The 12,599-nt window shown below is 63.9% G+C and carries 12 protein-coding genes and 1 pseudogene; 10 read left to right on the top strand and 3 right to left on the bottom strand.

Annotated elements, in window-relative coordinates; all coding sequences use genetic code 11:
• The 6 genes and pseudogenes from F6X37_RS21095 to ptsP all read left to right on the top strand — a co-directional run.
• A pseudogene (locus F6X37_RS21095) lies at positions 1 to 475 on the top strand (ammonium transporter); the annotation flags it as partial.
• Positions 476 to 727: 252 nt separating this feature from the next.
• On the top strand, positions 728 to 2,017 hold the full coding sequence (gshA, locus tag F6X37_RS21090; protein WP_090802854.1) for a glutamate--cysteine ligase: 1,290 nt from the start codon (positions 728 to 730) through the stop codon (positions 2,015 to 2,017).
• A gap of 103 nt (positions 2,018 to 2,120) precedes the next feature.
• The gene (gene gshB / locus F6X37_RS21085; protein ID WP_187612637.1) at positions 2,121 to 3,077 is read left to right on the top strand and encodes a glutathione synthase; all 957 of its coding nucleotides are present in this window, start codon (positions 2,121 to 2,123) and stop codon (positions 3,075 to 3,077) included.
• Positions 3,078 to 3,309: 232 nt separating this feature from the next.
• Positions 3,310 to 3,837 (top strand): PTS sugar transporter subunit IIA, encoded by a 528-nt coding sequence (locus tag F6X37_RS21080; RefSeq protein ID WP_184062563.1) that lies wholly within the window; start codon positions 3,310 to 3,312, stop codon positions 3,835 to 3,837.
• A 124-nt stretch (positions 3,838 to 3,961) separates the two neighbouring features.
• Positions 3,962 to 4,231, top strand: coding sequence for an HPr family phosphocarrier protein (locus F6X37_RS21075; RefSeq protein ID WP_018419292.1), 270 nt, complete (start codon positions 3,962 to 3,964; stop codon positions 4,229 to 4,231).
• A gap of 371 nt (positions 4,232 to 4,602) precedes the next feature.
• On the top strand, positions 4,603 to 6,345 hold the full coding sequence (gene ptsP, locus F6X37_RS21070; protein WP_090805570.1) for a phosphoenolpyruvate--protein phosphotransferase: 1,743 nt from the start codon (positions 4,603 to 4,605) through the stop codon (positions 6,343 to 6,345).
• A gap of 100 nt (positions 6,346 to 6,445) precedes the next feature.
• Here the strand turns inward: ptsP and F6X37_RS21065 are convergent, their stop codons facing one another.
• The 3 genes from F6X37_RS21065 to gpmA form a co-directional block, all read right to left on the bottom strand.
• Entirely contained in the window at positions 6,446 to 7,204 is a 759-nt protein-coding gene (locus F6X37_RS21065; protein ID WP_187612636.1) for a HesA/MoeB/ThiF family protein, read from the bottom strand.
• A gap of 243 nt (positions 7,205 to 7,447) precedes the next feature.
• Entirely contained in the window at positions 7,448 to 9,025 is a 1,578-nt protein-coding gene (locus tag F6X37_RS21060; protein ID WP_187612635.1) for a S41 family peptidase, read from the bottom strand.
• Positions 9,026 to 9,379: 354 nt separating this feature from the next.
• Entirely contained in the window at positions 9,380 to 10,126 is a 747-nt protein-coding gene (gpmA, locus tag F6X37_RS21055; RefSeq protein WP_187612634.1) for a 2,3-diphosphoglycerate-dependent phosphoglycerate mutase, read from the bottom strand.
• A gap of 137 nt (positions 10,127 to 10,263) precedes the next feature.
• Between gpmA and F6X37_RS21050 the strand changes: the two genes are divergently transcribed.
• From F6X37_RS21050 to F6X37_RS21035, 4 genes are all read left to right on the top strand, one after another.
• Positions 10,264 to 10,689, top strand: a complete 426-nt coding sequence (locus F6X37_RS21050; protein WP_090802869.1) for a rhodanese-like domain-containing protein — start codon at positions 10,264 to 10,266, stop codon at positions 10,687 to 10,689.
• Positions 10,686 to 10,946, top strand: coding sequence for a glutaredoxin 3 (gene grxC, locus F6X37_RS21045; RefSeq protein ID WP_090802871.1), 261 nt, complete (start codon positions 10,686 to 10,688; stop codon positions 10,944 to 10,946). Before F6X37_RS21050 ends, grxC begins: the two co-directional genes overlap by 4 nt.
• A 147-nt stretch (positions 10,947 to 11,093) precedes the next feature.
• Positions 11,094 to 11,570 carry a protein-export chaperone SecB gene (secB, locus tag F6X37_RS21040; protein WP_187612633.1) on the top strand — a complete coding sequence of 159 codons (477 nt, stop codon included), beginning with the start codon at positions 11,094 to 11,096 and terminating at the stop codon, positions 11,568 to 11,570.
• Between the two features lie 22 nt (positions 11,571 to 11,592).
• Positions 11,593 to 12,591, top strand: coding sequence for an NAD(P)H-dependent glycerol-3-phosphate dehydrogenase (locus tag F6X37_RS21035; protein WP_187612632.1), 999 nt, complete (start codon positions 11,593 to 11,595; stop codon positions 12,589 to 12,591).
• Positions 12,592 to 12,599 lie beyond the last annotated feature (8 nt).

The raw sequence follows: 12,599 nt of genomic DNA, 5'->3' as shown, positions 1-12,599 counted from the left end.
CGCGGCGGCGCTCGCGTGGATGTTCGCCGAATGGGCAGCCAAGGGCAAGCCGTCGGTGCTCGGTATCGTGTCAGGCGCGGTCGCGGGTCTGGTGGCGATTACGCCGGCGTCGGGCTTCGTCGGCACGGTCGGGGCGCTCGTGATCGGTATCGTCGCGGGTGTGGTCTGCTTCTGGGCGGCCACGTGGCTCAAGCACAAGTTCGGGTACGACGATTCGCTTGACGCGTTCGGCGTGCACTGCATCGGCGGGATCATCGGTGCGCTGCTGACCGGCGTGTTCGCGGTCAAGGACATCAGCGGCTCGGACGGCAGCGTGATCCTGCAGGCGAAGGGCGTGCTGACGACGCTGATCTACAGCGGCGTGGTGAGCTTCGTGCTGCTGAAGATCATCGACCTGGTGATGGGCATCCGCGTGACCGAAGAGCAGGAGCGCGAAGGCCTCGACGTGAGCCTGCACGGCGAGAAAGTCGAATAACGGAGAACCTGTCCCGGTTCGGCCCGGGCTCCCGGGCCCGTCAGTAAGAAAAAATGGTTAAGCAAGCGCAGCAATTTCGCCCGCCTTCATGGCGGGCTTTTTTCTTGCTGATCGGGTTGCGAACGGCGATTTTCCGCGCCTATCATCGAGATAGGGAGAATGCATTCGAGTCTGCTTGCGAATGGAGAAACCGTCCCCAAATGGACAAAGCATTTGCTCTACAATCTTTTTTCTCCAGTCTGCGAGTGATCAATGGTTCCGCACCTAGTTACGGCGTTAAACGGCCCGCTGCTCGACCTCGAGCGGAAGATCCTCGACGCCACGCCCGCTATCGAACGCTGGTTCCGGCTCGAATGGCAGGAGCACACGCCACCGTTCTACTGTTCCGTCGATCTGCGTAACGCGGGCTTCAAGCTCGCGCCGGTCGACACCAATCTGTTTCCCGGCGCGTTCAACAATCTGTCGCAGGAAGTGCTGCCGCTCGCGGTGCAGGCCGCGATGGCCTCGATCGAAAAGATCTGCCCGGACGCGAAGAATCTGCTCGTCATTCCCGAGCGTCACACCCGCAACGCGTTCTACCTCGAAAACGTCGCCCGGCTTGCGTCGATCATGCGCCAGGCGGGTCTGAACGTACGCTTCGGCACGCTCGACGAAACCATCAACGGCCCGGTCACGATCGCGCTGTCGGACGGCCAGAAGCTGGTGCTCGAACCGCTCGAGCGCTCGCAGCGGCGCCTTGGTCTGAAGAACTTCGACCCGTGCTCGATCCTGCTGAACAACGATCTGTCCGGCGGTATTCCGCCCGTGCTCGAAAACCTGCACGAGCAGTACCTGCTGCCGCCGCTGCATGCGGGCTGGGCGGTGCGTCGCAAGTCGACGCATTTCTCGTGCTATGACGACGTCGCGAAGAAGTTCGCGAAGATGGTCGAGATCGATCCGTGGATGATCAATCCGTATTTCGCGCACGTCGAGGGCGTCGACTTCCAGCAGCGCACCGGCGAGGAAGCCCTTGCCGATGCGATCGACGGCGTGCTGAAGAAGATCGCGCGCAAGTATCGCGAGTACGGCATCTCCGAAAAACCGTATGTCGTGATCAAGTCCGATGCGGGCACCTACGGCATGGGCGTGATGACCGTGCACGACGCGTCGGAAGTCGCCGCGCTGACGAAGCGCGAACGCACGCGCATGGCCGCGACCAAAGACGGCCTCGAAGTGCACGACGTGATCGTGCAGGAAGGCGTCTACACGTTCGAGCGCATCGGCGAGGAAGTCGCCGAGCCGGTCGTCTACATGATCGACCGCTATGTGGTGGGCGGCTTCTATCGCGTGCACGGCAGCCGCGAGCGCGACCAGAACCTGAACGCGCCGGGCATGCACTTCGTGCCGCTCGGCTTCGAACACACGGCGCTGCCCGATGCGCACGCGAAGCCCGGCGCGGCGCCGCCGAACCGCTTCTATATGTATGGCGTCGTGGCGCGGCTCGGGTTGCTGGCCGCATCGGTCGAACTCGAAAAGACCGATCCTGAAGCGATCCAGGTCTAAGCCGCCTCGCACGGCAGGATGGCGGCATGCGTGCCGCCATCGCCGTCTTCAAAGACTATATTGACGAACAATGTCACGCCCCTCAGGGCGCACCGGGACTTTCATGGACATTCTTTTCATCGCCGATCCGCTCAGTCATTTCAAGATCTACAAAGACACGACCTACGCGATGATGGCCGAAGCGGCGCGGCGCGGTCACACGGTGTACACCTGCGAGCCGAAGCATCTGGCGTGGACGGGCGGCGATGTCGAGGCGAACGTGCAGCGCATTGCGATCGTCGGCGATACCACGGATCTGCATCGTGATGTCTGGTTTGCCGCCGATGCCGCCACGCCGCGCGCGCTCGCGAGCTTCGGCGCGGTCGTGATGCGCAAGGATCCGCCGTTCGACATGGAATACGTGACGTCGACCTGGCTGCTCGAACTGGCCGAGCGTGGCGGCGCACGCATCTTCAACAAACCGCAGGCGATCCGCGATCATTCGGAGAAGCTCGCAATCGGCGAGTTCGCGCAGTTCGTCGCGCCGACGCTGGTCACTCGCGACCCGGCGCGTCTGCGCGCGTTCCACGAACAGCACGGCGACGTGATCCTGAAGCCGCTCGACGGCATGGGCGGCATGGGCGTATTCCGCGTGAAGGCGGACGGCATGAACCTCGGCTCGATCGTCGAAATGCTGAGCCACGACGGCGCGCGCTCGGTGATGGCGCAGAAATTCATCCCCGAGATCAAGGAAGGTGACAAGCGCATCCTGCTGATCGGCGGCGAAGCGGTGCCGTACTCGCTCGCGCGCATTCCTCAGGGTAATGAGGTGCGCGGCAATCTGGCGGCCGGCGGACTGGGCGTCGCGCGGCCGCTCAGCGAGCAGGATCGCACGATCGCCGATACGCTCGCGCCGGTGCTGGCGGCGCGCGGCCTGCTGCTGGTCGGACTCGATGCGATCGGCGACTGGCTCACCGAAGTCAACGTCACGAGCCCGACGTGTTTCCGCGAGATCATGGACCAGACCGGTTTCGACGTCGCCGCGATGTTCGTCGACGCGCTGGAGCGCGCGGTCGGCTGACGCGTGGCGCGCCGACGCAGCGGCCTTGATTGCCCGGCTGCACCCCCAATCTGTGTAGTAAATCCGCATCAGGCGTGGCGTCGGAATTGGCGCGAAAATGAGGCTGCTACAATGCCCGCTCGCCCGACGATGCATTCCCGCCCTCGCGACCCACGGCCGGTCCGGGGCGATGGCGAACCGGGCTCGAGTCCCGGTCCACGGTTTGGGGCCGTTCTTTTGCAGTAAGGCTGACATGGCAGGCATTCTGATCATTGCGCACGCTCCATTCGCCACCGCGTTGCGCGATTGCATTTCCCACATCTATGGCGGTTTGCCGGCGCGTATCGGCGTGATCGACGTGTCGCCGGATTGCGACCCTGCGCAGGTCGTCGCGTTCGCGAATTCGGAAGTCGTGCGGCTGAAGGAAGAGAACGGCGCGCTCGTGCTGACCGACATGTTCGGCGCGACGCCGGCCAACATCGCGGGCCGGCTCGCCACCGTGCCGGACGTGCGTGTGCTGTGCGGCGTCAATCTGCCGATGCTGGTGCGCGCGGTCTGCTATCGCGCGACGCCGCTCGACACGCTCGTCGACAAGGCGCTCGCCGGCGCGACCAAGGGCGTGCACGCGATCGGACCGGCGATGCCGACACCGGTCACGCCGCCAGTGTGCGCTGCCGAGTGCCTGCCGGCGCTGCCGCCTGACGCGGCGGCCGCCGACTGTGTTCCCGCTTTGCCGGCCGATGCCGATCTGACGCAAAAGACGGACGCGACCGGCCTGTAAGCCGGGCTGGTTCGCAGGCAAGCTTCGACGGATTCAAGCGGTTTCACAACGATGCCGATCGCATTGAAGCCGCTTTGCAGTAACACTTTTCACCATTTCATTCACCCGCGCTTCGGACCATCACATGCTGCAACAGGAAACGACAATTGTGAACAAGCTGGGGCTGCACGCGCGCGCGTCGGCCAAGTTGACGCAACTCGCGGGCAACTACCAGGCGGAAATCTGGATGAGCCGCAATGGCCGTCGTATCAACGCGAAGAGCATCATGGGCGTGATGATGCTGGCCGCGGGCATCGGCAGTACCGTGCTGATCGAAACGGAAGGCACCGACGAACAGGACGCGATGGACGCGCTCTTGAAACTGATCGCCGATAAATTTGGCGAAGGTCAATAAAGCCGCGCGCTTTGCGTTCGACAAACCCGAAAATGCCGCGGCTCAGTCCGCGGTTTTTTTATCGCCGCCGACATCTGAATATCAGAAGAGGCGCGCCGTTAATCGAGATTAAAGGGATCTAGAAGCGGCGCGAAAGCCATCGGGAAGAATGCGTAAGACGACATGCGTTTTCAATGTTTAAACCATATGTTTTGCGCGACGTGTATAAAGCGAAGCTTCGCCGGGTACGAGGGCACCTCATTGCGATAATCCGTGCTGCGCTGCACACACCGCCGACACACTTCAAAAAGGCGCGGAATTTATAATGCCCAGTACAGTCTGAGAGCATTGCAGCGGTTTGCCGCGGCATTACACAACTAGAGGAGGTGCGCGTGTCATTCACGCTGCATGGAATTCCCGTGTCACGCGGTATCGCCATCGGGCGGGCCTATCTGATCGCCCCGGCAGCACTCGACGTAGACCACTATCTGATCGAACCGCCCCAGATCGAAGGGGAGGTCGGGCGTTTTCGCGCGGCTCAGCAACGCGTGCATGAAGAACTCAACGTATTGCGCGCCGATCTTGCCGCGGATGCCCCGAGCGAAATGGGCGCGTTCATCGACGTTCACACGATGATCCTGAACGACGTCATGCTCGTTCAGGAAACCATCGACCTGATCCGCACGCGCCGCTACAACGTGGAATGGGCGCTGACCGAACAGCTCGAAAGACTGTCGCGCCATTTCGACACTATCGAAGACGAATACCTGCGCGAGCGCAAGGCCGATATCGAGCAGGTCGTCGAGCGCGTGCTGAAGGCGCTCGCGGGCGCCCCGGGCATCGTCGGCAACGTGCATGGCGCGTGCGACGAGATGATCGTGGTCGCGCACGACATCGCGCCGGCCGACATGATGCAGTTCAAGACGCAGACGTTCCAGGGCTTCGTCACCGATCTGGGCGGACGCACGTCGCACACCGCGATCGTCGCGCGCAGCCTCGGCATTCCGGCCGCGGTCGGCGTGCAGCATGCGAGCGCGCTGATCCGCCAGGACGATCTGATCATCGTCGATGGCGACCACGGCATCGTGATCGTCGATCCCGCGCCGATCGTGCTCGAGGAATACTCGTACCGGCAAAGCGAGAAGGAGCTCGAGCAGCGCAAGCTGCAACGGCTCAAGTTCTCGCCGACGCAAACGCTGTGCGGCACGCGCATCGAACTGTGCGCGAACATCGAGTTGCCGGACGACGCGCGCGCGGCGGTCGAATCGGGCGCGACCGGCGTGGGTCTGTTCCGCACCGAGTTTCTGTTCATGAATCACAAGCACCGGATGCCCGAAGAGGAGGCGCAGTTCAGCGCGTATCGTCGCGCGGTCGAACTGATGAACGGCTTGCCGGTCACGATCCGCACGATCGACGTCGGCGCCGACAAGCCGCTCGATTCGATGGGCGGCGACGGCTACGAGACCGCCGCGAATCCGGCGCTCGGTTTGCGCGCGATTCGCTGGAGCCTGTCCGAGCCGCAGATGTTCCTCACGCAGTTGCGCGCGATCCTGCGCGCGTCGGCGTTCGGCAGGGTGAAGATCCTGATCCCGATGCTCGCGCACGCGCAGGAAATCGACCAGACGCTCGATCTGATCCGCGAAGCGAAGCGTCAACTCGACGACGCGGGTATCGCTTACGATCCGAACGTGCAGGTGGGCGCGATGATCGAGATCCCGGCCGCCGCGATCGCGTTGCCGCTGTTTCTGAAGCGGCTCGATTTCCTGTCGATCGGCACCAACGATCTGATTCAGTACACGCTCGCGATCGATCGCGCGGACAACGCGGTCGCGCATCTGTACGACCCGCTGCATCCGGCCGTGCTGCATCTGATCGCGTTCACGCTGCGCGAGGCGAAGCGCGCGGGCGTGCCCGTGTCGGTGTGCGGTGAGATGGCGGGCGATCCGGCGTTGACGCGTCTGCTGCTCGGCATGGGTCTGACCGAGTTTTCGATGCATCCGAGCCAACTCCTCGAGGTCAAGCAGGAGGTGTTGCGCTCGCATCTGAAGACGCTCGAAAAGCCCGTTGCCGACGTGCTGGCTTCGTTCGAGCCGGAGGAGGTGCAGGCGGCGCTCAAGCGGGTCGCGCTGGTTTGAATCTGACGCGCATCGTCGTGCCTCGTTGAACGAAAAAACGCCGCACATGTGCGGCGTTCTGCTATTTCGGCGTCACGCGAACGGGCCGTGCAGAACCGCCTCAAGACCCCTGCGCGTGGCCACACACCGGACAATCCGGCTGACGTCCGATGCGCATCGTGTTCCATTCCATCCGCAGCGAATCGAGCATCGTCAGGCGGCCCACGAGCGACGTGCCGATTGCGCCGATCACCTTCAGCGCTTCGGCAGCCTGCATCGAACCGATGATGCCGACCGTCGGCGCGAACACGCCCATCGTCGAGCATGCGACTTCTTCGAACGGCTGGTCTTCGGGAAACACGCACGCGTAGCACGGCGACGCTTCGTCGCGGAAATCGAAAGTGCTGATCTGGCCGTCGAAGCGCAGCGCCGCGCCCGACACGAGCGGCACGCGATGCTTGACACACGCGCGGTTGATCGCGTGACGCGTCGCGAAGTTGTCGGTGCAATCGAGCACGACACTCGCGTGCGGCACCTCGCGGTCGAGCCACGCATCGTCGACGCGCTCGGCCACCGCGTTGACGACGACCTCGGGATTGATCCGCGCGAGCATGTCGCGCCCGGACTCGACCTTCCTACGTCCAACCGACGCGCTCACGTGCAGGATCTGTCGTTGTAGATTAGTCAGGTCGACGGTATCGGCATCGACGAGCGTCAGACGGCCGACGCCCGCCGCCGCGAGATACAGCGCGGCTGGCGAACCGAGCCCGCCCGCGCCGACGATGATCGCGTGGGCGTCGATAAAACGCTGCTGCGCCTCGATGCCGATTTCATCGACGAGGATGTGGCGGGAGTAGCGAAGGAGTTGATCGTCATTCATGGCGGGGCGCGTGGGGTGTGTCGCTATGTCGCTGTGTCGCTGTGTCGCGCAAGGAGAGGCAGGCCGAGGGGCCGCGGCGCGCATTCGTGGCTGTTATTTTAATCGCGCGGGGAGGGTGGCGGTTGCGGCTTGCCGTGATGCGCCACCGGTTAGGCGGCGGCTTTTGCTGAAACTGTTGCGGCGTGTCTTCGCAGACTATCGTGCTGCGAAGACACGCGCGGGGTTCGCTGCCTGTCGGTCAGCTTACTTGCCAGCGGGAGCCGGTGCCGAAGCCGGCGCCGGTCCCGATGCGCCCGGCACCGGTTGCGTCGGCTTCACCGCGACCGGCGCGGAGGCCGACGTGCCCGGCTTGTTCTGCGCGAGACGGCGCTCCATCAACGACTTCGATTCCTGAACCGGCTTGCCTTCGAGCTTGTCGACCGCCTGTTGCAGCATGAAGTCGTCGGCCGAACCGAACTCGACCGGCTTGCGTTCGCGCTCCTTCTGGCGCTGTTCCGGCGTCTTCTTGTCGTTCTGCTCTTCGAGTTGACGCAGTTGTTCCATGCGCTCCTGCTCGCGCTGCTCCGCTTCCTTCTTCTCGTTCGGGTCCTGCGTGTTCGCGAGGTGATTCGAGTAGTCGACTTCGCGGGTCACGAGCGCGTCGTCCGGATCGCCGTCCGCGTACTGATCGACCGGAATGTCGGGGCGGATGCCTTTGTTCTGGATCGAACGGCCGCTCGGCGTGTAGTAATACGCGGTGGTCAGGCGCAGTGCGGTGTCGGCCGTCAGGGGGCGCACGGTTTGCACCGAACCCTTGCCGAACGTGGTCTTGCCGAGAATCAGCGCGCGGTGCTGATCCTGCAGCGCGCCCGCGACGATTTCCGACGCCGACGCCGAGTACGCGTTGGTCAGCACGATCATCGGCACGGTCTTGAAGATGGCCGGGACGTCCTTGAGCGGATCGCTGTCGAACGATTGCAGACGGTAGTTATCGTAGGTGTCGCGATAGATCTGCTTCGAATCCGGAATCTGACCGTTGGTCGACACCACCACCGAATTCGGCGGCAGGAACGCGCCCGCGACGCCAACCGCGCTTTGCAGCAGACCGCCGCCGTTGTTGCGCAGGTCGAGGATGAGGCCCTTCAGGTTCGGCTCCTGGCGCGCGAGATCCTGCAGCTTGGCCGCGAGGTCGGGCGTGGTGCGTTCCTGGAAGCTCGTGATGCGCACGTACGCGAAGCCCGGCGCGACGATCTTGCCCTTCACCGACTGCACCTTGATGATCGCGCGCGTGACGGTGAGCGGGAACGTGCGGTCGTCGGTCTTGCGGAAGATGGTCAGCGTGACCTTGGTGCCCGGGTCGCCGCGCATCTGCTTGACCGCCTGGTCGAGCGTCATGCCGCGCACGGGCTTGTCGTTGATGCGCGTGATCAGGTCGCCAGGACGGATGCCGGCGCGGAACGCGGGCGTGTCTTCGATCGGCGAAATTACCTTGATCAGGCCGTCTTCCGACGAAATTTCGATGCCGAGGCCCGCGAAGCGGCCCTTGGTCTGTTCCTGCAGCTCTTCGTAGTCGGTCTTGTCGAGGTACGACGAGTGCGGGTCGAGGCTGGACACCATGCCCTTGATCGCGGCGGTGAGCAGCTTCTTGTCGTCGACCGGTTCAACGTATTCGTGCTTGATCTGCCCGAACACTTCGGCGAAAAGCCTGAGCTGGTCTAGCGGCAGCGGGGCGACCGCGGCGCTAGCGGGTTGCTGGGCCGAGGCGGAGTATTGCAGGGTGGCAAAGACACCGGTAGCAAGGCCCGCGGCAATCAGGCCGATATTTTTCAGGTTCTTTCGCATAGAGTCTGTTGCGGTCGGAAGCGCGTGGCAGCGTCGATAAAGATTGGACGGACAAGTATAACTGCACACCCGCCTGCTCAGGGCGCGGTGCAGGCAATCGTGCTTCGACAGTACGGGAAGGTCCTGGTTCTTGCGACCCGAGCCGCGGATGGCGAGCCGTACGACATGGCACTCGGCGGGTCGGAACTGAGCGTTGCCGCGCAAGGCCAGCGGATGCGCTCGCCGCTACGGTGAACCCTGCAGCGGGCCTCTGAATCTGCCCGCCGGGCGCAATACAGAATTTCTTGTCGGCCCGGTTGTCTGCGTGCGGCCCCGCGCGTTTTCGTGGCGTGGGCCGCGCCCGGAAATGCCGGATCAGCCCGCCTTGCCCTGGCTCGCGACCGCGGCTTGCGCCTTGGCGATCGCGTCCTGGTCGCCGAGATAGTAGTGCTTGATCGGCTTCAGGTTGTCGTCGAGTTCATAGACGAGCGGCACGCCGTTCGGGATGTTGAGGCCGACGATGTCGTTGTCCGAGATGTTGTCGAGATACTTGACCAGCGCGCGGATCGAGTTGCCGTGCGCGGCGATCAGGATGCTGCGCCCCGACTTGATGGCCGGCGCAATCGACTCGTTCCACAGCGGCAACACGCGCGCGACCGTGTCTTTCAGGCACTCGGTCAGCGGCAGTTGCTCGCGCGGCACCCTGGCGTAGCGCGGATCGGTGTACGGCGCGCGCTCGTCGGTGGGCTCGAGCGCGGGCGGCGGCGTGTCATAGCTGCGGCGCCAGACCAGCACCTGCTCGTCGCCGAACTTCGCGGCGGTTTCGGCCTTGTTCAGACCCGACAGCGCGCCGTAGTGGCGTTCGTTCAGGCGCCACGAATGCACGACGGGCAGGTACATCAGATCCATCTGGTCCTGCACATGCCACAGCGTGCGGATCGCGCGCTTGAGCACCGACGTGTAGGCGATGTCGAACGTATAGCCCGATTCCTTGAGCAGCCCGCCCGCCTGCTGCGCCTCGAGGTTGCCCTGCTCGGTGAGGTCGACGTCGACCCAGCCGGTGAAGCGGTTTTCCTTGTTCCAAGTCGATTCGCCGTGGCGGATGAGAACGAGTTTGTACATGAGAGTTGCCGGTCGGTAGTGAGGAAGCGGTCTCGCTCTGTGCGGCGCCTCGGGCGGCGCATCGCCATCGCGTCGAACGGTTATTTTATAATGCTCGGGTTGACCTTTTCGATTTCTCTCTTTCCGGCGGATCTTCCGTGAAGTTTTTCACCGAATACACAAACCTTGTCCTGATCGCAATCGTCCTTATCTCTGGTGGGTTGCTGCTGTGGCCGACCATCAGTCGGCGTGGACGTGGCGGCCTGTCGGCCGCTGAAGCCACCCAACTGATCAACCGGCGCAACGCGGCGGTCATCGATCTGCGGCCGTCCGCCGATTACGCCAAGGGGCACCTGCCCTTGGCACGGCATTTCGAATTCGCAGAGTTGCAGGCGAAAGTCACGCAACTCGCGAAGAACAAGAGCAACCCGGTGCTGCTGGTGTGCCAGACCGGCCAGCAGTCGAACAAGGCCGCGCGTATCGTGCAGGAAGCGGGATACGCGGAAGTCCATGTTCTCGAGGGCGGCGTCGACGCCTGGCAGAAAGCCGGTATGCCGGTTGTGAAACAAGGAGCAGCCAAGTGAACAAAGTGATCATGTACAGCACCCAGGTGTGCCCGTATTGCCAGATGGCCGAACGTCTTTTAAAGTCGCGCGGCGTCGAGCACGTTGAGAAAGTACTGATCGACAAGGACCCGGGCCGTCGTGAGGAGATGATGACCCGGACCGGTCGTCGCACGGTGCCGCAGGTGTTCATCGGCGAGACGCATGTGGGCGGCTATGATGACCTTTCCGCGCTCGATCGCGCGGGCGGTCTGACGCCGCTGCTCGAAGCAGCCTGAGTTCGCGCGTTTCGCGCCGCGCGAACGGGCGGACCACTCGATAAGCCGGCGCACGCGCTCCTCGTGGAGCCGGCGAGCCGGCGCAATAATCTGGCGGCCCATGCGTGCATCGGCCGCCGCCACGCACACCTATCAGGAATCACCATCATGTCCGACGAGAATAACCAGCCGTTCTTCAACATCCAGCGCATCTATCTGAAGGACATGTCGCTCGAGCAGCCGAATTCGCCGGGTATCTTCCTCGAGCAGGAAATGCCGTCGGTCGAAGTCGAAGTCGACGTGAAGGCCGAGCGCCTCGCCGAATCCGTGTTTGAAATTCTCGTGACGGGCACGGTCACGGCCAAGGTGTCGGACAAGGTCGCGTTCCTGATCGAAGCGAAACAGGCCGGCATTTTTGACATTCGCAACATTCCTGCCGAGCAGATCGATCCGCTCGTCGGCATTGCCTGCCCGACCATCCTGTTCCCGTACCTGCGCTCGAACATCGCCGATGCGATCACCCGCGCCGGCTTCCCGCCGATCCACCTCGCCGAGATCAACTTCCAGGCGCTGTACGAGCAGCGTCTCGCTCAGATGAGCGCGGCCCGGCAGGACGGCGCGGCGCAAAAAGGCGTCACGCATTAAGGCGCCGCGCGCAGTGCCGGCTATGAAAGTCGCCGTTCTCGGCGCTGGCGCCTGGGGCACCGCCCTCGCCGGCCATCTGGCCTTAAGGCACCACACGGTGTTGTGGGCGCGCGAGTCCGCGCTCATCACCGAGCTTTCCACTTCGCATGAAAACGCCCGCTATCTGGCGGGCGTCGCGTTGCCGCCCGCGCTTCGCTTTGAAGCGGATCTCGGAGTGGCGCTCGATCACGCGCTCGACGACGATGCGCTGTGCGTGGTCGCGACGCCCGTGGCTGGCCTGCGCGGCCTGTTGCGCGCGATGCGCGATGCGGGCAAGGTGCCCGCGCATATCGTGTGGCTGTGCAAGGGGTTCGAAGCGGATTCGCAGTTGTTGCCGCATCAGGCGGTCGCGGCGGAATTGCCCGAGCATGCGAGCAACGGCGTGTTGTCCGGACCGAGCTTCGCGCGCGAAGTCGGGCAGGGGCTGCCGGTTGCGTTGACGATCGCGAGCCCGTCGGCGGCGTGCCGCGAACGCACGGTCGCGGCGTTCCATCACGGCGCGATGCGCATCTATACCGGCGACGACGTCGTCGGCGTCGAAGTGGGCGGCGCGGTGAAAAACGTGCTCGCCATCGCCACGGGCATCGCCGATGGCCTCGGCCTCGGCCTCAATGCACGCGCGGCGCTGATCACCCGCGGCCTCGCCGAAATGTCGCGCCTTGGCGTGACGCTCGGTGGGCGCGCGGAAACCTTTACCGGGTTGACCGGCCTCGGTGATCTGATTCTGACTGCCACCGGCGATCTGTCGCGCAACCGCACCGTGGGCCTGCAACTCGCCACGGGCCGCACGCTCGACGACATCCTCGGCGGTCTCGGTCACGTGGCCGAAGGCGTGCGCTGCGCGCGGGCGGTACTCTCGATCGCACGTGCTCATGCAATCGAAATGCCGATCACGCAGGCGGTCTGCGCGGTGCTGTTCGACGGCGTGGCGCCGCGCGATGCGGTTAGCGCGCTCCTGCGGCGCGATTCGAAGGCGGAATAAAGCCTTTT

The sequence above is a fragment of the Paraburkholderia sp. 31.1 genome, from assembly GCF_014397645.1.
Lineage (GTDB): Bacteria > Pseudomonadota > Gammaproteobacteria > Burkholderiales > Burkholderiaceae > Paraburkholderia > Paraburkholderia tuberum.
This window is presented reverse-complemented; position numbering and strand designations above follow the sequence as displayed.

Excerpts from the sequence above, each read along its gene's own strand:
- gshA (WP_090802854.1), top strand. The coding sequence starts at position 728 with ATGGTTCCGCACCTAGTTACGGCGTTAAACGGCCCGCTGCTCGACCTC.
- gshB (WP_187612637.1), top strand. The coding sequence starts at position 2,121 with ATGGACATTCTTTTCATCGCCGATCCGCTCAGTCATTTCAAGATCTAC.
- F6X37_RS21080 (WP_184062563.1), top strand. The coding sequence starts at position 3,310 with ATGGCAGGCATTCTGATCATTGCGCACGCTCCATTCGCCACCGCGTTG.
- F6X37_RS21075 (WP_018419292.1), top strand. The coding sequence starts at position 3,962 with ATGCTGCAACAGGAAACGACAATTGTGAACAAGCTGGGGCTGCACGCG.
- F6X37_RS21065 (WP_187612636.1), bottom strand. The coding sequence starts at position 7,204 with ATGAATGACGATCAACTCCTTCGCTACTCCCGCCACATCCTCGTCGAT.
- F6X37_RS21060 (WP_187612635.1), bottom strand. The coding sequence starts at position 9,025 with ATGCGAAAGAACCTGAAAAATATCGGCCTGATTGCCGCGGGCCTTGCT.
- gpmA (WP_187612634.1), bottom strand. The coding sequence starts at position 10,126 with ATGTACAAACTCGTTCTCATCCGCCACGGCGAATCGACTTGGAACAAG.
- secB (WP_187612633.1), top strand. The coding sequence starts at position 11,094 with ATGTCCGACGAGAATAACCAGCCGTTCTTCAACATCCAGCGCATCTAT.
- F6X37_RS21035 (WP_187612632.1), top strand. The coding sequence starts at position 11,593 with ATGAAAGTCGCCGTTCTCGGCGCTGGCGCCTGGGGCACCGCCCTCGCC.